This window comes from Geobacter sp. DSM 9736 (assembly GCF_900187405.1).
Lineage (GTDB): Bacteria > Desulfobacterota > Desulfuromonadia > Geobacterales > Geobacteraceae > DSM-9736.
In genome coordinates this window covers 1,198,606-1,219,582 of the sequence record NZ_LT896716.1, presented here as the reverse complement: position 1 = coordinate 1,219,582, position 20,977 = coordinate 1,198,606, and the positions used below count along the sequence as shown (strand labels likewise).

Sequence of the window (20,977 nt, the reverse complement as noted above, 5' to 3'; positions counted from 1 at the left end):
TTTTAAAGATGTTAACCAGATAACGGTTTGAAACCAAAGGTTGTTCAAAAGCAGACAGTCGTCGCACCCGCAGAAAGCCCCAAGGCGTAGCAGCGCTACGCCGCACACGGGATCTTTCGAGGACGGCGGCTAGATGACTGTTTTTCAACAACCATTTCAGGAGCAACAATGCCGAAACGTACTGACATCAACAAAGTCCTCATCATAGGCTCGGGACCCATCATCATCGGTCAGGCCTGCGAATTCGACTACTCCGGAACACAGGCATGCAAGGCGCTGCGGGCGCTCGGTTACCGTATCGTACTTGTGAACTCCAATCCGGCCACGATCATGACAGACCCCGGCATGGCGGATGCCACATACATCGAGCCGCTCAACGTGCCGACCCTCACCGAGATCATCGCCAAGGAGCGCCCCGACGCGCTGCTGCCTAATCTGGGCGGGCAGACAGGGCTGAATCTTTCCAGCGCCCTGGCTGAAGCCGGTGTCCTGGAGAAGTACGGAGTCAAGGTCATAGGCGTCAATCTTGACGCCATCAAGAGGGGCGAAGACCGAGAGACCTTCAAGAATACCATGACAGCTCTCGGCATCGAGACGGCCCGCAGCGACATCGCCCACACTATGGAAGATGCTAAGGCAGTACTGGAGAAGATCGGATTCCCGGTTGTTATACGTCCTGCCTACACTATGGGGGGAACAGGCGGTGGCTTTGCGTATAATATGGATGAGTTCGAGACCATCGTGAGCCGCGGCCTGTCGGCCAGTCCGGTCAGTCAGGTGCTGGTCGAAGAGTCTGTCCTCGGCTGGGAGGAACTGGAGCTGGAAGTCGTCCGCGACGCCAAGAGCCAGAAAATCACCGTATGCTTCATAGAGAACGTCGATGCCATGGGGGTGCACACCGGCGATTCATACTGCACTGCACCGATGCTGACTATCACTCAGGAGCTTCAGGCCCGGCTGCAAGATTATGCCTATCGGATCGTTGACGCCATAGAGGTTATCGGCGGCACAAACGTGCAGTTCGCCCACGACCCCAGGAGCGGCCGTGTCGTTGTCATCGAGATCAATCCCCGCACCTCCCGTTCTTCGGCTCTCGCCTCCAAGGCGACGGGGTTTCCCATCGCTCTCGTGTCCTCCCTTCTTGCAGCCGGCATGACCCTCGACGAGATCCCCTACTGGCGGGACGGCTCCCTTGAGAAGTACACCCCCAGCGGAGACTATGTCGTAGTAAAGTTCGCCCGATGGGCTTTCGAAAAGTTCAGGGGCGTCCAGGACAAGCTCGGCACGCAGATGCGGGCGGTCGGCGAAGTGATGAGCATCGGCAAGAATTACAAGGAGGCGCTCCAGAAGGCGATACGCTCCCTGGAGAACGGCCGCTACGGCCTCGGTTTCGCGAGGGACTTCAATCGGCGGAGTCTTCCCGAGCTGATGGAGATGCTGGCGGAACCTTCCAGCGAGAGGCAGTTTATACTCTATGAGGCGCTCCGCAAGGGAGCGTCCCTCGAGCTGCTCCATCAGCGGACCCACATCAAGGTCTGGTTCCTGCAGCAGATGAAGGAGCTCGTGGAGCTGGAAGAGCGTATGCTCGCCCACAAGGGAGACCTCCCCCCCGACGAACTGCTCCTTCAGGCGAAAAAGGACGGCTTTGCGGACCGGTACCTGGCGCAGATTCTCGGGCTTACGGAAAAGACGGTCCGCGAACGGCGGATTGCCATTGGGCTCTCGGAAGCATGGGAGCCTGTGCCGGTGAGCGGGGTCGAGAACGCCGCCTACTATTTTTCAACCTACAATGCACCCGATAAGGTCTCCGTCTCCGGACGGAAGAAAATCATGGTCCTTGGCGGCGGCCCCAACCGCATCGGCCAGGGAATCGAGTTCGACTACTGCTGCGTCCATACCGCCTTTGCCCTGAAAGACGCGGGGTACGAGACCATCATGGTCAACTGCAATCCCGAGACGGTTTCGACCGACTACGATACCTCCGACAAGCTCTACTTCGAGCCGCTCACCGTGGAGGATGTGCTGTCGATCTATGCGAAGGAGCAGCCGGAAGGGGTGCTCGTGCAGTTCGGAGGACAGACCCCCCTGAATATCGCCCGTCAATTGCAGGATGCCGGTGTGCGGATCATCGGCACTTCTCCCGATACCATCGACATGGCCGAAGACCGGGAGCAGTTCAATGCAATGATGCACAAACTGGGCATCCCCCAGCCCGAATCGGGAATGGCGGATAACCTGAAAGATGCATTGACTATAGCCGCCCGAATCGGCTATCCGCTCATCGTTCGCCCCTCCTACGTCCTCGGCGGCCGGGCTATGGAAGTGGTCCATGACGAGGAAATGCTGCGGGAATACCTGGCTAAGGCGGTGGACGTCACACCTGAGCGCCCCATACTCATCGACCGGTTCCTCCAGAATGCGATAGAGGCAGAGGCCGATGCCATCAGTGACGGCACCGATGCCTTCGTCCCGGCGGTTATGGAGCATATCGAAATGGCGGGGGTGCATTCCGGGGATTCGGCCTGCGTAATTCCTCCCGTCAGCATCCCGCAGAAGCACATCGACACCATTGAAGAGTATACCCGTCGCATTGCCGTCGAGATGGGGGTGGTGGGACTGATGAATATCCAGTACGCCATCTCCGACGACCGTGTCTATATTCTGGAAGCGAATCCGCGGGCGAGCCGTACCGTTCCGCTTGTCTCCAAGGTCTGCAACATTCCGATGCCGCGCCTGGCGGTCCAGGTGATGCTGGGGGGGAAGCTGAAGGACATGGGCCTCGTGCGCCGTCCGGTTCCCCACTTCGGCGTCAAGGAGGCGGTGTTCCCCTTCAACATGTTTCCCGAGGTGGACCCGGTGCTCGGCCCGGAGATGCGTTCCACGGGTGAAGTCCTCGGTATGGCCTCTTCCTACGGCCTTGCCTTCTACAAATCCCAGGAGGGGGCGAATGCGAAGCTCCCGCTGGAAGGTTCTGTGCTTATCACTGTTGCCGAAAACGATCGGACTGGAGCACTGGAAGCTGCCCGCCGCTTTGCTTCCCTCGGATTCGGCATCAAGGCGACTGAGGGTACTGCTGAGTACCTCAACCGTAACGGCGTTAAGGCGGAAGTCCTCCTCAAGATGCACGAAGGGCGACCAAATGTGGCCGACGCCATCAAGAACGGGCTCGTGCATCTCGTGGTGAACACGCCGTCGGGGAGGACGAGCCTTCACGACGATTCGTACATACGGAAGGCAGCCATCAAGCACAAGGTCCCCTATATCACGACCACCTCTGCGGCCATTGCCGCCGCAGAGGGGATTGCCGCCCGCAAGCGGGGGCAGGACTCGGTGCGCAGCCTGCAGGAGTACCATGCTGCCATCAAGTAAGCGGTTGTTGAAAAACAGCCATCTCGCCGCCATCCTCGAAAGCCTCCTTGAGCGGCGTAACGCTGTTTATGCCCCAGAGGGTACTACGCCTACGCGGGGCTTCCTGCGGGTGCTACGATCTGGCTATTTTTGAACAACCTCCGTTTTTAAGAAACTGTCAGGCAGCACAAAAAGGAGCATTAAAGTGCCGAAAAGAACAGATATAAAGAAGATCCTCATCATAGGCGCAGGCCCCATTGTCATCGGCCAGGCGTGCGAATTCGACTACTCCGGTACCCAGGCGTGCAAGGCGCTCAAGGAGGAGGGGTACGAGGTGGTGCTCCTCAACAGCAACCCGGCCACCATCATGACCGATCCGGATTTTGCGGACCGAACCTACGTGGAGCCGGTAACGCCGGAGATGCTGGCGAAGATCATCGAGAAGGAGCGCCCCGACGCGCTGCTTCCGACTCTCGGCGGCCAGACTGCCCTCAACACGGCAGTGGCGGTGGCGGAAAATGGCGTTCTTGAAAAGTTCGGTGTGGAGCTCATCGGTGCCAAACTTCCGGCCATAAAAAAGGCAGAAGACCGGACGCTCTTCAAGGCCGCTATGGAGAAGATCGGCCTGGGCGTGCCGCGGTCCGGGTTTGCACACAACAGAGAGGAAGCCATGGATGTTGTGAAGATGGTGGGCTTCCCCGCGATAGTACGCCCTTCCTTCACTCTGGGAGGTACCGGCGGCGGCATTGCGTACAACATGGAGGAGTATGAAAAGATCGCTCTTTCCGGCATAGAGGCTTCTCCTACGGACGAGGTTCTTGTGGAGGAGTCGGTCATCGGGTGGAAGGAGTACGAGCTTGAGGTGATGCGCGACACCCAGGACAACGTAGTCATCATCTGCTCCATCGAGAACTTGGACCCGATGGGGGTCCACACCGGCGACTCCATCACCGTCGCTCCCGCCCAGACCCTGACCGACAAGGAATACCAGATCCTGCGGGACGCCTCCCTCAAGATCATCCGCGAGATCGGCGTCGACACCGGCGGCTCCAACATCCAGTTCGGCATCAACCCGCGGGACGGGCGCCTCGTGGTGATCGAGATGAACCCCCGCGTCTCCCGCAGTTCGGCGCTGGCGTCCAAGGCCACCGGCTTCCCCATCGCCAAGATCGCCGCCAAGCTTGCCGTCGGCTACTCCCTCGACGAGATCACCAACGACATCACCCGCGAGACCCCGGCCTGCTTCGAGCCAACCATCGATTACGTGGTGACGAAGGTCCCGCGCTTCACCTTCGAGAAGTTCCCCGCCGCCGACGCAACCCTCACCACCCAGATGAAGTCGGTCGGCGAGGTGATGGCCATCGGGCGAACCTTCAAGGAGTCGCTCCAGAAGGCGCTCCGCTCGCTGGAGATCGGCGTCTGCGGCTTCGACTCCCGTCTCTTCAAGGACAGCGACGAGACGCGCCGCGCCCTCACATCGAAAGAGCAGCAGCTCCTCATGGAGAAACTTCGGACCCCCAACTGTGATCGCCTCTGGTACGTGGCGGACGCCTTCAGAAGCGGGATGACCGTCGACGACATTTTCAACGTCACTGCCATCGATCCCTGGTTCCTCCACAACATCCGGCAGATCATCGAGAAGGAGGAGGAGCTAAAACAGGTTAAGGTAGAGGTTGAGGTAGAGGAGAAACTGAAAAGCAAACTCCGGGAGGCGAAGCGGTTCGGGTTCTCCGACAAGTTCCTCGGGAAGCTGTGGGGGAAAACGGAGGATGAGGTTCGGAGGCTTCGACTCTCTATCGGCGTGAAACCGGTCTTCAAGCGGGTCGACACCTGTGCCGCGGAGTTCGTCGCCCATACACCGTACCTCTACTCGACCTATGAGGAGGAGTGCGAGGCGGAGCCGACTGACCGGAAGAAAATCATGATCCTCGGCGGCGGGCCGAACCGGATCGGGCAGGGGATCGAGTTCGACTACTGCTGCGTCCATGGTGTCTTCGCACTAGCCGAGGACGGATACGAGACGATCATGGTCAACTGCAACCCGGAGACCGTCTCCACCGACTACGACACCTCCGACCGGCTCTACTTTGAGCCCCTCACCTACGAGGACGTCCTCTCCATCGTCGATGTGGAGAAGCCGGACGGAGTGATCGTCCAGTTCGGCGGGCAAACTCCTCTCAAGCTCGCGGTGGCGCTCGAGAAGGCGGGGGTACCCATCATCGGCACCTCCCCCGATTCCATCGACCGCGCCGAGGACCGTGAGCGGTTCCAGGTGATGCTCCACAAGCTCGGTCTCCGTCAGCCGGAGAATGGCACCGCCCGCTCCTTCGAGGAGGCGGAGAAGGTGGCCGACCGGATCGGTTATCCCGTTGTGGTCCGTCCCTCCTACGTCCTCGGCGGTCGCGCGATGGAGATCGTCTACGAGGTGGACGAGCTTCGCCGCTACATGCACACCGCGGTGCAGGCTTCCCCCGAGCACCCGATCCTCGTCGACAAGTTCCTGGACGAGGCGATAGAGGTCGACGTCGACGCCCTCTGCGACGGGAAGGAAGCTGTGATAGGCGGGATCATGGAGCATATAGAGGAGGCGGGAATCCACTCCGGCGACTCCGCCTGCTCCCTCCCTCCGTACTCCATCGACAAGGAGATCATCGACGAAATCAAGCGCCAGACGAAGCTGATGGCGCTGGAGCTTAACGTAAAGGGGCTGATGAACGTGCAGTTTGCAGTAAAGGACGGCGAGATCTACATCCTCGAGGTTAACCCGCGCGCCTCCCGCACTGCCCCCTTTGTTTCCAAGGCGACGGGTCGTCCTTTGGCGAAGATTGCTGCACGGATCATGGCGGGTAAGACCTTGCGCGAACTTGGGGTAACGGGAGAGCTGGAGCCGAAGCACGTTGCAGTAAAAGAGTCGGTTTTCCCATTTGTAAAATTCCCGGGGGTTGACACCATCCTGGGTCCGGAAATGAAGTCCACCGGAGAGGTGATGGGGATAGATGACACCTTCGCCAAGGCATTTGCCAAGGCGCAGCTAGGCGCGAACGTTCGGCTACCTAAGACGGGGAAGGTGTTCATCAGCGTTCGGGACGCCGACAAAAAACATATTGTCTCAGCGGCTAGAAACCTGTATGCTAACGGCTTTAAATTGGTTGCCACCCGCGGCACCGCGGGGTATCTCGAGGAGAAAGGTATCCCGGTCCAGATTGTGAACAAGGTCGTCGAAGGACGGCCGCATATCGTCGACTCCATCAAGAACAACGAGATCTGCATGGTGATAAACACCACGCAGGGAGCCCAGGCAGTCGCCGATTCCTTCTCAATCCGTAGAAACGCCCTCATGAACAACATCGCCTACTTCACCACCACAGCGGGTGCCCGGGCGGCCGTAGACGGTATCATCGCCATGCGGCAGGAAGAACTGGACGTAAAACCCCTCCAGGAATTTCTCTCCTAGAGGAAGCAGAAGATGAATCAGAGCGCCGTCAACGGCGCTCTCTCAGTTTGATAGCTTACGAACACTCTTGGTAGCATACGACACTCAGGTTGTTCAAAAACAGCCAGGTTGTCGCACCCGCAGGAAGCCCCACGGAGGCGTAGCAGCGCTACGCCGCACACGGGGGCTTTCGAGGACGGCGGCAAGATGGCTGTTTTTCAACAACCGTTCAAGGATTGAAGGATGTCCCATTCCGTACCTTTGACTAAAGAGAGCTACGAAGCACTGCAAGAAGAGTTGAAACGCCTGATCCGCGAGGAGCGGCCGAAGGTCATTCAGGATATCGCCGAAGCGCGTTCCCATGGAGACCTCTCGGAGAACGCGGAGTACGACGCGGCGAAGCACCGCCAGAGCTTCATCGAGGGGCGTATCCTCGAGCTCCAGGACAAGCTTGCCCGCGCCTATGTGGTAGACCTCACCAACCTCAAGCCGGACAAGGTTGTCTTCGGCTCCACCGTCACCCTATACGACACCGCCACCGAGGAGGAGATCACCTACAAAATCGTCGGTGAAGACGAGGCCGACATCAAGCTGTCGAAGATCTCGTGTACCTCACCTGTAGGAAAGGCGCTCATCGGCCACAAGCTTGATGACACCGTCAAGGTCAAAGTCCCCTCTGGTCTCAAGGAATACGAGATCATCGACATAAAATACGAATAGACCGTAAAGCCGGGAAAGGAGTTCCACCATGAGTCAGCAGGTCAACAAAGATATGACGTTCGCCCAGGTAATGCGCATGCACCCTGATGTGGTGAAGGTTCTCGCAAAGTACAACCTTGGGTGCATCGGGTGCATGGGTGCACAGAACGAGACGCTGGAGCAGGGATGCACAGCCCACGGCCTCAACGTGGACGACATCGTCCGCGACATCAACGCGCTCTTCGCTTAAAGCAGCATATGTTTCCACTCTCGGGGGCGCCTGCAGACGCCCTCTGTTTTCTTTCTTGAATCTCCCTCATTTTGAATTTCCCTCCACCGCTTTACACCCGACAGATGATACGAAGATAAGTTGGCACAAAACAAAAAAAGGGGCCGCTCGGTAGAAGGACTTTCGTTCCAACAAAATGCATTGGTGTCAGGAGACGCAAATTGCCGTTACCTTATTGTTTGGTTATGGGGTCAGATCTTTCGGCTGTCGTACGCCCAGTGGAGCAATGCTTGGCGCTGCTTTCTGCGACACGCGAGGATTCCTTCTGGACAGTTTCTCCTAACTTGTGCAACATGACGACAGATGGCCTTCCACCGGGCGATCTGCCGCAAGTCGTCCGAACAGCGTCTCCCCATGTAGTACCTGCAGTACCACTGGAACCATCCCCGCGGATCTTCATGGTAGATCCACCCCTTGGCCCGCCAGTAGGAGAGGGGTTTTGAGGCGTTGACGCCGAAGAAATTCAGTTCCGGCACGTGTCGTTCATGGCATAGCCTTGCATTAGCATACCAGTCTTCGGGAAACTCCGTAGCGCAGTCTGTCATGTATTTGCCACCGAAGACACCCATCATCAGGAGCTCACCTGGTGACAGTTCGGGCTTGAACTCCGGATGAAAATTCTTACCAGGGGGTTCCGTACGGAGGTATACATAATCCGTCTGCATAAGGTCGTTCACTACCACTTCAATCTTCATGCTTCGTCCTTTGCCGCTTTGCGCCGAACTATCTTTTCCCCTTCGATAGCGAAAAACACGATGACGCCGATGCCGGTTGCGATAAGAATCTCTCGGAAGCCGAGGTGGCGGGTAACGAAGAACGCCTGAAGCGGGGGGAGGTATATTACTAGCATTTGGAGGATAATCACGACCACGGCCATAACGAGCATAAGCTTGTTTGAGAGGAGACCCGCAGTGAAGAGGGAGTCACGACCAGAGCGCACTGCAAGTGCCTGACCTACCTGTGCAAAAGCCAGCGATGTGAAGAGGAGGCTTTGCCAGCGGGGATCTCCGTGCATATAGTACCAGGCCCCTGCCGTAAGGGAAAGACCGCCTATCAATCCGCCGATCCATGCGGTTCTTATCCATGCACCCTTGGTGAACACGCCCTCGCCGGGAGGATGTGGTTGGCGGCGCATGATGTTTTTTTCGGGTGGTTCAACTCCCATTCCTAAACCTAGTAGTCCATCAGTCAGCAGGTTAAGCCAGAGGAGCTGAAGGGGGAGAAGAGGAATTGGCTTGTCTGCAAGCGGAGCGAGGAGCATAACGAGGACCTTTCCGATGTTTCCCGCCACTGAAAAGCGCACGAACTTCCGGATGTTATCGTATATGGTTCGTCCTTCCTGAACGGCGGCCACAATGGTGGCAAAGTTATCATCGAGGAGCACCAGGTCAGAGGCCTCTTTTGCGACGTCGGTACCGGTGATCCCCATCGCCACCCCGATGTTTGCCTGGCGCAGTGCCGGCGCGTCGTTCACCCCGTCACCAGTCATGGAGACTATCTGCCCTCCTCGCTGAAGCGCTTCCACGATGCGCAGTTTGTGTTCCGGTGATACACGGGCGAAAACTCCGGCTTCAGAGGCTGCTTGTCCGAGGTCTTCAGGCAATATTTTCTCAAGGTCGATGCCGGTAACGACTTTGTCGTGGTTCGGCAGGCCAAGCTGGCGTGCTATCTCTGCAGCCGTAAGAGGGTGGTCTCCCGTTATCATGATCGTGCGCATTCCGGCGCTCCGGGTCAGTGCCACGGCGTCCTTTACTTCATCCCGTGGAGGATCGATCATTCCGAAAAGGCCGATAAAGGTGAGTCCTGATTCAAGAACTGAATCCACGGTGTCAGGCATGCTGTCCAGGACGAGGCAGGCTACCCCGAGAACGCGCATCCCCCGCTCGGCGAGCTGCTCGTTTAAGGAAACTATACGCTTCCGTTGCTCTTCGCCCAGAGAAGTTACAGTTCCCTCCCAAAGAAATGTGTCGGATATGTGCAGCAGCCCGTCAACACTTCCCTTTGTAAAGGCGATCCATGGGGTGGAAGAACCAAGAGCCTCCATCCATTTGGAGCCATCGGATGCTTTGTGGACGGTGGTCATCCTTTTACGCTCAGAGTCGAAGGGTACTTCGGCTAGCCGGGGAAACTCCGAGAGCAGGTCGGTAGAAATTCCGCCTCGCGCTGCAGCAACTATGAGAGCCCCTTCCGTCGGGTCGCCTATGATCCTCTCGTCCCCGTTTGATTCTCCGATGCGTGCGTCGTTACAGAGGGCCCCTCCAAGGAGAAGTAGCGCCAAGGAAGAGCCTGGAGAAGCCGTGATCGCCTCCGAAGTTAATCCATTATCTATCTCGTCAGAGATTTCCAGGCGTTCGCCACCCGCTTCAAGCACTGTCACGGTCATCCTGTTTTGTGTGAGGGTTCCGGTTTTGTCGGTGCAGATCACGGTAACGGAGCCAAGGGTCTCTACTGCGGGCAGCTTGCGGATCAGGGCGTTACGCCGGAGCATCCGCTGTGCTCCCAAGGCGAGGGTGATAGTCACAACAGCGGGAAGGCCCTCGGGGATGATCGCTACCGCAATGGAAACGGCGGTAAGAAGCATGTGATGAACAGTGTCCCCCCGGGCGAGGCCGAGAGCGGAAATAAGCACTGCTATGGCAATGCCTATTACCGCTAAATTTTTACCGAGACGATCGAGGCGGTGCTGGAGTGGGGTTTGTTCAGGTGGTTTCTGCTGCATGAGCCCGGCAATCTTACCGAGCTCGGTCTGCATCCCTGTGGAGGTGACGAGGGCGGTGGCGCGTCCACGGGTTACCACAGTTCCCATATATGCCATGTTGCGTCGATCTCCGAGAGGAGGATTTTCTTCGTGGAGGGGATCAATAACTTTCGATACCGGTTCCGATTCTCCAGTAAGCGCAGACTCCTGAATCTGAAGGTTTGATGTATCAAGAAGCCGCATGTCTGCAGGAATCAGGTTGCCAGCTTCGATCTGGACAATATCACCGGGAACGAGTTCCCGTGAAGAAAGCTCCAGCAGTACGCCGTCCCTCAGCACACGCACAGTCGGAACAGCCATCTGCCTGAGGGCGGCAATTGCCTTCTCGGCACGAAAATCCTGGATGAATCCGAATGCCGCAAAGAGAACTACTATCACAAGAATTGCGACAGAATTTTTGATGTCTCCCAGAAGGCCTGCTATGCCTGCCGCGACCAGTAGGACCACTACCATCGTAGCAGAAATTTGCTCCCACAGTATCTTTAGAGGACTCCTTCTTCCTTGTTCGACAAGTTCGTTCGTTCCATATATCCCCAGGCGTTGCTGTGCCTCGGTTCGGCTGAGGCCGCCGGTTTGTTCGGAATGTAACTCGTCAAGTGCCGCTGCAGCGGAAAGCTGGTGCCAGATTGTTTTCTTCATCGGTAAGGAATGTCTCCCTTCTAGATAGCCGGAAAGCCTCGTGCAGCCAAATACTTGGGGGACATAGTACCAGTAGATGAAGGGTTGTGCAATTAAAGGGGCTAATGACAAAAGCTTTGCTAGCCTGGTAAGAAAGGAGCCGTTGGGTGATGAAGAACATGGAGGATGAAGTTGAAAAAGAGGATTAAGAAGGATGCTTGTGTTCATAGCATGGAGAGCTCCTCAGGATTGCATTCAAAAATGTATGGTTTTAATGATAGTAGTATCGCCTGCTCCAATATGCCTATAAATTACTTCAGGTTTGAAAGATCTAATGCGAATGGTATACTTCTCAAAACATGAGTCGACAAAGGCTCAAACACAGCTAATTGAGGAGGAATACGATGAATAGTGTTAAGCGTCTCGTTTTGACTGCAGCTGCGTTGACTGCTCTTTCAGGAATGGCGTTGGGTGCTGGCACGAGTAGTTCCAGCGGGTCCGGCACAGGTGGATCGTATGGAAGCAGCAGTTCAGACACGGGGTCTGGCAGCAGCATGGGGGGAGGGACAGGTGGATCCTCCTACGGGAGCAGCTCCGATAGTAGCAGTGGTTCCGGAGCTGGTGGCAGCAGTGGTACTATGGGTAGCTATACAAGCAGCTCCAAGGGTGGAGGAACGGGTGGTTCCATGGGTGGCAGTTCTTCAGGCGGTTCTATGGGTGGCAGTTCTTCAGGCAGCAGCTCAAGCTACTGATAAATTGAAATGGGTGTCCCCGGCCAGCCGGGAACACCCATGCTATTACATCTCGCTTTTGCCATTCAGGCATTGGTAAGTTGCAAGGGAGGATTTCCTGTTCATGTTACGGGAAATCTTTTTTTTTATCATCCCGAAGAGCGTCACCAGCAGCGTCTGCCGATGGCAGGCAGTTGCCGAAAGGAGGATGCTAAATGGAAACTCAAACTTTGGGAACAAGAGCATCAGGAATTTCAGGCGGTAAGAGAAAGTATTTCCCTTGGATCAGTTGGGGAGCAATATTTGGGGGTCTTGCGAGCGGAATGGCCACATACCTCCTGCTAGGATTACTAGGAGTCGCTGCTGGCCTTACGGCAATCAATCCAGAAGCTGCAGAACCGGTTGGAACGGTACCGCTTGCTGCAGTGATCTGGACGGGCATTAGTATGGTATTGTCTGCTTTTGTAGGAGGGTATGTTGCCGCACGGATGTCTGGGCTCTCAAGGCTCGCAGACGGTATTTTTCACGGTCTTATAGCTTGGGGGGTCAGTACCCTTGTGTTTGCTTATCTCATCACCACGTCGATAGGTTCTCTCGTCGGAGGAGCCTTTGGAGCCCTTGGGCAAGGATTTAAAGCAGCTGCGGGAGGTGCAGCTGTAACTGCTGGTGGTGCAGCGGGTTCACCTTCGGCTCAGGCGGGGCTTGAAAAACTCCTTAAAGGAGGAGGTGAAGGAGGCAATATAACCCCAGAATCATTGCAGGCGGTGCAAAAGAACCTGCAGGCCGGTGACAGGGAAGGAGCAATCAATGTGATGGTTAATCAGATGGGGTTTTCACGGGAGAGAGCGACTGGTATGGTTGACCAGGGTCTGTCGATGTTCGGCTCCGCACAGCAGTTGCCGCAGCAGGCAAAAGGGGCTGCTTCGGCTGCTGTTTCGAGCTTGGCCCGAGCCTCATGGGGACTATTTTTCGGCGTTCTTTTGTCTCTGGCCTTGGGAGTGGCAGGAGGAGCAATAGGTTCACGTGCCACGATACGACGTCGGATGACGCCAGCGCATTAGCATCGTTTCTATGAGTCAGACGGACAGGCGCGGTTAACCGCGCTTGTCTTTTTATATATCTCTTGGCCATTACCACTGTATCAAGCCTATCAACCTGCATAACACCAGTATTACATCATTGGCATCGATTATGCCGTCAGGGCTAGGCTTCCCATTCTTCAGGGGAGCTATGTCGCCTGTCTCAAGTTCTTGCGGCGATGGTTGGTCATATCCGAAAGCGATTCTAAAAAGCTTTACTGCATCCCGCAGATCAGGCTCTCCGCCACCGCTCACTATTGCACCGGTGGAGTATAAGGAACGTACACGTTCATTTCCCGCGGCATCACGAGCGATGATGGCCAGTGAATCTCTCGTGAAATTGTATCCATTTAGGTCCAAAGCCCAATTTCCTTCGATCGCCACTGTCGACGCAATTACCGTGTTCTCATTACGGGCGGAGATTACTGCTCCAGTTTCTGCCTCTCCCGTGATCACTTTCGAAGTCAATACATCAGTATTCAGCTTCAAGCTTATGGCAGGGGGGGTTACGTCTCTTATTAACGTCCGGATTATTGTGGAAGGATTACCGGCGGAATCGATCGCTGTCACTACTATGGGGTAGACTCCTTCTTGCCGTAGGGCGGATGTGAGGCTGAATACGCCACTAAGTTGGGTTAGCGGGTAGCTGGTTCCGTTGATGGTGTAGCTCAGACTGGTGCCTGATTCTACTGACCCTGATAAGGAGACAGTCTCTTCTTTTGTAGCTGTATCTTCAGGAGGAACTGTAAGAGAGAATGCGGGGCCTGGGCCGCTGAAAATAGTTCGTTTCAGACTGTAACTTGCCCCAACAGGTTGCGAGGCAGTAATCTGAAGTGTATTCATTCCTGAACCTAAGGGAACGGTGGCTTCCCAACGTGAGCCGTCAAGCGTAGCAGCAATGTCATTCACCATTATGTCATATCCGGGTTCAGTCTTTCCCACGAGGGTTATGACGCCTGTTTCCACCCATGAGTTATCAGCTGGTGAGGTGACGATAACGGGGGGAGTAGGTATAATGAAACGAATCCCCCGCTTAATAGTTGTTATGTTGCCTGCTTTGTCGTATGCGGATATTTCTAAATTGTTTGTTCCGCCTTTAAGTATCAATGCGCTGCTAAATATAGAATTATATATCGCAGCCTCATTTGCATTAACTAATATTTTGTCTAGGTGTTCATCAGTAGCGATACCAGTTATATTCATTAAAGGTTCAGCAGCGGAACTTTCATTCGGGAGGGTTGAGACGGTGAGAGATGGAGGTGTCGTGTCGATAGTGACTTTGGTGGTTGTTGCACTTATTGCTGAACCGTTGGTAGCAACGGCAGTCAATGTGTTATCTCCTTGAGAAAGACCAGAGACAGCTGCTTGCCAGGTTGTGGCGCTAGGATAGCTTACTAAGCCCACTACCGCACTGCTGTCAGTAGAGATCAAGACAGTATCGTTGGCAGCTTTAGTGCCTGTGAGTTGCAGGTATGGACTGTTACTAAGAGATGGAATTGGGTCTATTGTAATTGTTGGCAAAGCAGTGGTGAGGCATACGGAGATTGACTCATGAATATGTTCTCCATTGTCGCTGGTCGCCCTAACTTCTATTTTATTTATTCCGGTACTGAGGAGTTCTACCTCCATACCCCAAGTTGACGGAGTGGGGTATTTGATTGAACGGATCAAACCAGTAGTTACGGACGCTGAAAGTCTGGCACCAGTTGTCACAGTCCCGGAAATTGTGAGAGAGGGTGTTGTTATAATGGTAGGTACTTGGTCGATCGTTAGATGTAGCGGTATCTCGCGTACAGTACTGTCGATCCCTATCCTGAATTGAGATATTCCGCTAGCTAGACTATTAACGACCATGAGTTTCCGTGAAGCCTGAGAAAAAGCAACATCGGAGGGATTGACAAGCTTTCCTGGGGAGGTCCCATAGCTGCCGACATAGCCGATAAAGGTGCCGGACCCGGATGGATTGATAACCTGTACTGTGCTCTGGAAGCTATCTACAGCATACATTCGCGTAAGGGATCCGGTATGGGTCTCGTACTCAAATGTGACTGCTTGTGGTGAGGTGAACCTAAGTGGTCCTGTCCCGTAGGAACCGATTGTTTTTTTGTGCAGTCCTGCCAGATCAAAAAATTGTATTCTTCCATTTAATGTATCCGCAACAGCAATCTGCCTGGAATTTCTTTCGAATGTTATTCCTGTGGGTGAAGAGAGTTGTCCTGGTTCGGAACCTCTTTCTCCGAACCTGAAAATGTAGCGTCCGTTTCGATCAAACACCTGGACGCAGTTGGCTAGGCTGTCGGAAACATAAATGTTGCCAACATCATCCAGTGTAATCCCATTAGCCAATTTGAATTGTCCCGTTGCCGCACCAAGTACTCCTATCTTGGCTCCTGAGCCGTCCAAAATGACAACATGGTCTTCTTGAGTGACGAGCAATTCTCCTTGCGAAGTTACTGCAATGCCGATGGGTATTCGATCCGTAGGAATGTGTTTGATGACTTTGCCGTTTAAGTCAATATGGATGATTCCGCCACTACGGGGATCAGTGACGTACACTGTTTCAGAGTTGGTCTGGACGAGGCGAATAGGAGTACGTAAACCCTCTGTTATAGGTGGAAGTGTCGCTATGCGGGGGGGCAGTATCGCACAAACATTAATAGGGGTCAGGACCAAACTACATCCTGCTATAAAACCGTGTATAATGAAACTTCTCCACCTCATAGTGACCTTCCCGATTGTTACACGGACCGGTGCATGTTTAGTGCCTTAATCTTTGGTGTCAGGATCCTGCAATTTGCTCTACCCATGTTGCTAGAGAATGCCTGTTCTTTTCGTTATAGCTGGAGGATCTCCGAGGCGAGATTCGATACTTCCACTTCCAGCTATGTCCTAGCATTGAGCAGCCTGTTCAAGTCTTATCATCAGTGGCCAACACTATTGACACCTGGTAAGCAGTAGTGTATTCAAAAACCTTCTGTAAAAATGTCGGCACAGGAGTGATGATTATATGATCAAGCTTGATTTTGAAAAAATGGGGGGGCTTATCCCGGCCGTAATCCAGGATTGCGAGACGAACGAGGTTCTCATGGTTGCTTTTATGGATGAGAAAACTCTCAACCTTACCCTTGAAACCGGCAAGACGTGGTTCTTCAGCCGCAGTCGAAATAAGTACTGGATGAAGGGGGAGGAGTCTGGAAACACGCAAGACGTTCAGGAGGTGCTTACGGATTGCGATGCTGACACAGTTGTAATCAAGGTTCGACAAAATGGTCCGGCAGCATGCCACACGGGGAATCGTAGCTGCTTTTATGTCAAATGGGAGGATGGAAAATGGGTGGAGCACTCGAATCCTCTTTTCGATCCGGCGCAAGTATACAAGTAATAGATTGTCCAGGAGAACAAATGAAGACTCTTTTGAATTTTGGCATTCCCAAGGGTAGCCTTGAAGCGGCAACTGTCGAACTGTTTAAAAAGGCTGGATGGAACATCGGAATTTCGTCCCGCAGTTATTTTCCGACCATAGACGATGAGGACATTCATTGTAAGCTAATACGTCCCCAGGAGATGGGGAAATATGTTGAGCGTGGCACTATAGATGTCGGCATTGCTGGCCGAGATTGGGTGGCCGAGAACGAGTCGGATGTTGTGACAATATGCGAGATGGTATACTCAAAAGTGTCTAGGCGTCCGGCACGTTGGGTGCTCGTGGTAACGAAGGATTCCCCTGTCCAGAAGCCGGAGGACCTTCATGGAGCCACCATCTCGACGGAGCTTGTGGGTTTCACGAAACGCTACTTTGCTGATAGAGGCATTCCGGTAACAGTCGAATTTTCATGGGGGGCAACTGAAGCAAAAGTGGTTGATGGGCTTTGTGATGCCATCGTGGAAGTTACGGAGACTGGCTCGACAATAAAAGCAAACGGGTTGCGGATCGTGTGCGAGATGATGGAGTCGGTGCCGGTAATGGTGGCTAACAGGGCTGCAATGGCAGATCCGTGGAAGAGAGGGAAAATCGAGCAGATTGCTACTCTTCTGAAATCCGCCCTTAAGGCCGAGGGGATGGTAGGTCTCAAGATGAATGCTCCTGGCAGCAAGGTTGAAGAGATCATCAAGATTTTGCCAAGTCTTAAAAATCCCACTGTTGCGAACCTGTACAACTCGGACTGGGTCTCGATCGAAAGCATCCTCCCCGAGAAGGAAGTGAGGGGCATCGTTCCGGAACTGTTGAAGCAGGGTGCTGAGGGTATTATTGAATACCCGCTTAATAAAATAATTTGACTCAAACCGATTATAAAATAATGAGGGGCGGTCTTGACTGCCCCTTTTTGTTGTCAGCTGAAATGGCAACTGCCCAGCTCAAGTTTTATGGTGTTTGATCCGGCGGAAAATTTGTCTAGTAGGGCATCGAAAATTACGACCTTTGCCTGGCCAAAGCGGGCCAGATTTTTTCGCACTTCTATAACCGACTTTTCCTTCGATATTTCATTCGGCTTTTTGGAATAAAATAGATCAGCAAAGCTGATTATTTCTTCAGCAAGCGTTACGGGCGTCATGTCCCTGTGGGGGAGAGGTAATTGCTGGTGCAGGATGTCTTCTACTGTGAGACCAACGCCTATGTGTCGCTCGCAGGCCAGTGCGTGTTGTGGAAATCCTTCATCCTCCAGGATGCTTCGCCCTAATATTCCGTGACAGATATAGTTATTGGGTCCGAAACAGCCAATTCTTGGTGCATGCACGCGTGACACCCCTATATCGTGGAGCATGGCAGCTTCCTCTATAAATCTGATATCAGGCGTTCCTAAGCGGTTTGCGATTGATACTGCTTTGTCGGCTACAAGACGACTGTGTGTGATAACTATGGTCCTTGCCTTCTGATCCGGAAAATATTTATGCAAGAGCTGGAGTGGATCCATCGAGGTTGCTCCCTTTTTCTCTTTGTCGTACGATATAAGTGTTGTGAGCTTAGTGCTCATGAGCGAAGATGTCAACTGAACTAAGGATATTCAAGAATTACAGGATTATAACGGAACGGAGAAGCGGAACTTGGAAAGAGTAAAGTCGGTTTTTGTAGAAACATTCGGCTGTCAGATGAACGTCAGCGATTCGGATAAGATCATCGCTCTGCTCAAGGGCATCGGATATCAACCGGTGGAGGATTCGTCGCGGGCGGATCTCATCATCCTAAACACCTGTAGCGTCAGGGCTAAAGCGGAGGAAAAGGTCTACAACCATCTCGCAACATATAAAGGTCTGAAAAAGAAGAACAGAAGCCTGATCCTCGGCGTGGGGGGCTGTGTGGCGCAGCAGGAAGGAGAAAAGCTCCTTGAAAAAGTACCTCACCTCGACCTTGTGTTCGGGACTCACAACCTACATCTGCTTCCTGATATGGTAAATGCCGCCGAACAGGGCAAGAGAAGTGCGGAGGTTCACTTTCTTGACCGGGAAACACGTTCCGCCCTGTTCCCGTTTAGTGACACGTCAGGCGGACCCTCAAGATTTGTAACCATCATGCAGGGATGTGACAACTTCTGTTCCTATTGCATAGTCCCTTATGTAAGGGGTAGAGAAATAAGTCGTAGCTCCTCCGAAATAGTACGCGAGATTAGGCTGATGACGGCCCAGGGTGTTAAAGAGGTGACTCTGCTTGGGCAGAATGTCAATTCGTACGGTTTGAAGGAGGCTGATGAGCACGATTTTCCGAATCTTCTACACGAAATCTCCAGCATAGAAGGCATAGAGCGAATTCGATTCACGACCTCACACCCAAAGGATATTTCTCTTGAGCTGATGAACTGCTTTGCGAACCTACCTAAATTATGCAGCCATATCCACCTTCCTGCCCAAGCTGGAAGTGACTTGATCCTCACGAAAATGAACCGTGGCTACAATCGCCGCCAATATCTTGCAATGATTGATGGTCTTAGGCGGGCCAGGCCGGATATTCAGATCACAGGCGATATGATCGTTGGATTTCCTGGAGAAAAGGAAGAAGATTTTCTGGAAACGCTGTCGCTTATGGAAGAGGTCAGGTATGCAGACCTTTTCTCGTTTATATATTCAGCTCGGCCAGGTACCGAGGCTGCCGGACTACCTGATGACGTTAAACGCAAGGAGAAGCAGGAGCGGCTGAGCCGGCTCCAGGAACTGCAGCGTCTGCACACGCTTGAAAGCAACTCCCGACATGTGGGGTCGGTTCAGGAAGTCCTTGTGGAAGGACGAAGCAAAAAAGAAGGACAGGTGTTCGGTCGAACATCAGGCAACCGTATTGTCAACTTTCCAGGGGATGAGTCATACAGAGGTAAACTTGTAAACGTGCAGATTACAGCGGCCTATCAGAACTCCCTTTTAGGTGAAATTTGTTCTGTCTGAAACATCACCTGATGTTACACCAGAAGAGGTTATAATGTTTATTGAAATGAATGTATATGGATTCGCGCTAGATGCCTTGACAAAGAAACTCGCGGTGCTTTTACGGGATTTACGTGAAGAAAACATGGTACCGATCTGGGTCAGTTCCAACGAAGCCGTTTCCATTGCTGTTGAGCTTATAGGTCGGGAAATGATCTCACATAGTGGACGTGAGGATCTTGTTGCAGTGTTGCTGAAACAGCTCGGAGTATCAGTCACCCGTATTTCCATTGAACGCATTTGCGACGGAATACTGTACGGGACCCTCACATCTAGGAGAGAGGGTTCCGATGATGTGACGGTCGAGATCAAGGGGAGCGAGGCCGTACTATGTTCATTGAAGTACCGGCTGCCAATTCTTGTTGACTATACTGTACTGACGCAAGCATCTCTTGACTCACTGGGCAATGGGGGAGCGGAAAGCGACGCTCGTCGATTCGTAGAATTTCTAGATAATCTGGATCCAAAAGATATGGGTAAATATCCTATGTAGCATCGGAGGTATAATGCGCGCAGAATCATTGAACTTCCTTCGTCAGTTGATAGCCGCTCCGAGCCCTTCTGGCTATGAGCAGCCGGCCCAGCGGGTTTTCCGCTCCTATATAGAGCCTTTTGCAGAAGCAAAGACTGACGTGCTAGGCAATGTAATAGGTCTTGTCAGGGGGACGGGGACAGAAGAATTGCCCAGAGTGATGCTGGTTGGCCATTCAGATGAGATCGGATTCCAGATCAAATACATAGAGGACCGTGGTTTTCTTTATTTCGGTGCCATCGGTGGTGTCGACCCGCACATTGTACCGGGGCAGCGAGTATTGGTGCATGGCAGAAACGGCACGATTCCTGGTGTTGTCGGTAAAAAACCAATACATCTTATGGAAGCGAAGGACCGTGAAACTGTAGTTAAGCTAGATAGCCAGTATATAGACATCGGAGTAGGCTCAAAAAAGGAGGCCGAGGGGCTGGTCCGTGTCGGGGATCCGGTTACCTTCAGCGTCGAGCTTCTTGAGCTTGAGGGAGATCGTGTTACAGCTCGTGGATTTGATGACAAGGCCGGCAGTTTCGTTGTAGCTGAGGTTTTGCGCAGAATCAGCGAGGAAGGAGGACTTTCGTCAGACCTGTTTGGAGTCTCCTCTGTCCAAGAGGAGGTAGGACTAAGGGGGGGCACGACGAGTAGTTATACTGTAAATCCTCATGTAGGGATTTGTGTGGAGGTGGATTTTTGTACGGACCAGCCGGATGTCGAGAAAAAACACAACGGGGAGGTGGCCTTAGGAAAGGGGCCGATCATTCCCCGGGGCGCAAATGTCAATCCGGCTTTGTTTGAGCTTCTGGCGGAAACCGCCGAGCGCGAAAAAATACCCGTACAGTTTACCGGCATCCCGAAAGCAACAGGGACTGATGCAAACGTAATGCAGATTTCCCGGGGTGGAGTCGCTACTGCGCTGGTCAAGATACCTCTTCGCTACATGCATACACCCGTGGAGGTTCTCTCCCTCTCTGATCTGGAGCAGTCGGTGAACTTGCTTGTGGCAACAGTTCGCCGAATCAGCAAAGAGAACAGTTTCATTCCTGTTTGATGCTATGCCCCTATCCTTGCCAAGGGTTTAGTGCAGT

General features: G+C 53.6%; 15 protein-coding genes. 11 read left to right on the top strand and 4 right to left on the bottom strand.

Annotated elements, in window-relative coordinates; translation table 11 throughout:
- Nucleotides 1-168 precede the first annotated feature (168 nt).
- The 4 genes from carB (CFB04_RS05765) (at nt 169) to CFB04_RS05750 (ending at nt 7,730) form a co-directional block, all read left to right on the top strand.
- Nucleotides 169-3,369, top strand: a complete 3,201-nt coding sequence (carB, locus tag CFB04_RS05765; protein ID WP_088534389.1) for a carbamoyl-phosphate synthase large subunit — start codon at nt 169-171, stop codon at nt 3,367-3,369.
- 184 nt (nt 3,370-3,553) lie between these two features.
- On the top strand, nt 3,554-6,802 hold the full coding sequence (gene carB / locus CFB04_RS05760) for a carbamoyl-phosphate synthase large subunit (RefSeq protein ID WP_088534388.1): 3,249 nt from the start codon (nt 3,554-3,556) through the stop codon (nt 6,800-6,802).
- 222 nt (nt 6,803-7,024) lie between these two features.
- A complete protein-coding gene (gene greA, locus CFB04_RS05755; protein ID WP_088534387.1) occupies nt 7,025-7,501 on the top strand; it encodes a transcription elongation factor GreA in 477 nt (158 codons plus the stop codon).
- A 28-nt stretch (nt 7,502-7,529) separates the two neighbouring features.
- Nucleotides 7,530-7,730, top strand: a complete 201-nt coding sequence (locus CFB04_RS05750; RefSeq protein ID WP_088534386.1) for a DUF1858 domain-containing protein — start codon at nt 7,530-7,532, stop codon at nt 7,728-7,730.
- Between the two features lie 230 nt (nt 7,731-7,960).
- On the opposite strand, the gene CFB04_RS05745 is transcribed toward CFB04_RS05750, so the two are convergent.
- Together CFB04_RS05745 and CFB04_RS05740 are read right to left on the bottom strand one after the other, a co-directional pair.
- Complete coding sequence (locus tag CFB04_RS05745) at nt 7,961-8,464, bottom strand: hypothetical protein (RefSeq protein ID WP_088534385.1); 504 nt, start codon at nt 8,462-8,464, stop codon at nt 7,961-7,963.
- Nucleotides 8,461-11,166, bottom strand: coding sequence for a cation-translocating P-type ATPase (locus CFB04_RS05740; RefSeq protein WP_088534384.1), 2,706 nt, complete (start codon nt 11,164-11,166; stop codon nt 8,461-8,463). Before CFB04_RS05740 ends, CFB04_RS05745 begins: the two co-directional genes overlap by 4 nt.
- A 495-nt stretch (nt 11,167-11,661) precedes the next feature.
- Between CFB04_RS05740 and CFB04_RS05735 the strand changes: the two genes are divergently transcribed.
- Nucleotides 11,662-11,976: a hypothetical protein gene (locus CFB04_RS05735; protein WP_157698730.1), complete on the top strand. Its 315-nt coding sequence runs from the start codon at nt 11,662-11,664 to the stop codon at nt 11,974-11,976.
- A gap of 115 nt (nt 11,977-12,091) precedes the next feature.
- On the top strand, nt 12,092-12,937 hold the full coding sequence (locus CFB04_RS05725; protein ID WP_157698729.1) for a hypothetical protein: 846 nt from the start codon (nt 12,092-12,094) through the stop codon (nt 12,935-12,937).
- Between the two features lie 69 nt (nt 12,938-13,006).
- Here the strand turns inward: CFB04_RS05725 and CFB04_RS17835 are convergent, their stop codons facing one another.
- Complete coding sequence (locus CFB04_RS17835; RefSeq protein ID WP_157698728.1) at nt 13,007-15,676, bottom strand: 6-bladed beta-propeller; 2,670 nt, start codon at nt 15,674-15,676, stop codon at nt 13,007-13,009.
- Nucleotides 15,677-15,962: 286 nt separating this feature from the next.
- On the opposite strand from CFB04_RS17835, the gene hisI reads away from it, so the two are divergent.
- Together hisI and hisG are read left to right on the top strand one after the other, a co-directional pair.
- Complete coding sequence (hisI, locus tag CFB04_RS05715; RefSeq protein WP_088534379.1) at nt 15,963-16,337, top strand: phosphoribosyl-AMP cyclohydrolase; 375 nt, start codon at nt 15,963-15,965, stop codon at nt 16,335-16,337.
- A 20-nt stretch (nt 16,338-16,357) separates the two neighbouring features.
- Complete coding sequence (gene hisG / locus CFB04_RS05710; RefSeq protein ID WP_088534378.1) at nt 16,358-17,233, top strand: ATP phosphoribosyltransferase; 876 nt, start codon at nt 16,358-16,360, stop codon at nt 17,231-17,233.
- A gap of 53 nt (nt 17,234-17,286) precedes the next feature.
- Here the strand turns inward: hisG and CFB04_RS05705 are convergent, their stop codons facing one another.
- Complete coding sequence (locus tag CFB04_RS05705) at nt 17,287-17,868, bottom strand: HD domain-containing protein (protein ID WP_088534377.1); 582 nt, start codon at nt 17,866-17,868, stop codon at nt 17,287-17,289.
- A 130-nt stretch (nt 17,869-17,998) separates the two neighbouring features.
- Between CFB04_RS05705 and miaB the strand changes: the two genes are divergently transcribed.
- Genes miaB through CFB04_RS05690 form a run of 3 tightly spaced genes read left to right on the top strand, consistent with a single transcriptional unit; the run spans nt 17,999 to nt 20,940 of the window.
- Nucleotides 17,999-19,324: a tRNA (N6-isopentenyl adenosine(37)-C2)-methylthiotransferase MiaB gene (gene miaB, locus CFB04_RS05700; RefSeq protein WP_088534376.1), complete on the top strand. Its 1,326-nt coding sequence runs from the start codon at nt 17,999-18,001 to the stop codon at nt 19,322-19,324.
- A gap of 34 nt (nt 19,325-19,358) precedes the next feature.
- Nucleotides 19,359-19,856 carry a bifunctional nuclease domain-containing protein gene (locus tag CFB04_RS05695; RefSeq protein ID WP_088534375.1) on the top strand — a complete coding sequence of 166 codons (498 nt, stop codon included), beginning with the start codon at nt 19,359-19,361 and terminating at the stop codon, nt 19,854-19,856.
- Nucleotides 19,857-19,869: 13 nt separating this feature from the next.
- A complete protein-coding gene (locus CFB04_RS05690; RefSeq protein WP_088534374.1) occupies nt 19,870-20,940 on the top strand; it encodes a M42 family metallopeptidase in 1,071 nt (356 codons plus the stop codon).
- Nucleotides 20,941-20,977: the final 37 nt, after the last annotated feature.

What these genes read in the sequence shown, in the direction of transcription:
- carB (WP_088534389.1), top strand. Translation starts at nt 169, where the DNA reads ATGCCGAAACGTACTGACATCAACAAAGTCCTCATCATAGGCTCGGGA.
- CFB04_RS17835 (WP_157698728.1), bottom strand. Translation starts at nt 15,676, where the DNA reads ATGAGGTGGAGAAGTTTCATTATACACGGTTTTATAGCAGGATGTAGT.
- CFB04_RS05750 (WP_088534386.1), top strand. Translation starts at nt 7,530, where the DNA reads ATGAGTCAGCAGGTCAACAAAGATATGACGTTCGCCCAGGTAATGCGC.
- CFB04_RS05740 (WP_088534384.1), bottom strand. Translation starts at nt 11,166, where the DNA reads ATGAAGAAAACAATCTGGCACCAGCTTTCCGCTGCAGCGGCACTTGAC.
- hisI (WP_088534379.1), top strand. Translation starts at nt 15,963, where the DNA reads ATGATCAAGCTTGATTTTGAAAAAATGGGGGGGCTTATCCCGGCCGTA.
- CFB04_RS05690 (WP_088534374.1), top strand. Translation starts at nt 19,870, where the DNA reads ATGCGCGCAGAATCATTGAACTTCCTTCGTCAGTTGATAGCCGCTCCG.
- CFB04_RS05725 (WP_157698729.1), top strand. Translation starts at nt 12,092, where the DNA reads ATGGAAACTCAAACTTTGGGAACAAGAGCATCAGGAATTTCAGGCGGT.
- CFB04_RS05735 (WP_157698730.1), top strand. Translation starts at nt 11,662, where the DNA reads ATGGAAGCAGCAGTTCAGACACGGGGTCTGGCAGCAGCATGGGGGGAG.
- CFB04_RS05745 (WP_088534385.1), bottom strand. Translation starts at nt 8,464, where the DNA reads ATGAAGATTGAAGTGGTAGTGAACGACCTTATGCAGACGGATTATGTA.
- CFB04_RS05695 (WP_088534375.1), top strand. Translation starts at nt 19,359, where the DNA reads ATGTTTATTGAAATGAATGTATATGGATTCGCGCTAGATGCCTTGACA.
- hisG (WP_088534378.1), top strand. Translation starts at nt 16,358, where the DNA reads ATGAAGACTCTTTTGAATTTTGGCATTCCCAAGGGTAGCCTTGAAGCG.
- greA (WP_088534387.1), top strand. Translation starts at nt 7,025, where the DNA reads ATGTCCCATTCCGTACCTTTGACTAAAGAGAGCTACGAAGCACTGCAA.
- CFB04_RS05705 (WP_088534377.1), bottom strand. Translation starts at nt 17,868, where the DNA reads ATGGATCCACTCCAGCTCTTGCATAAATATTTTCCGGATCAGAAGGCA.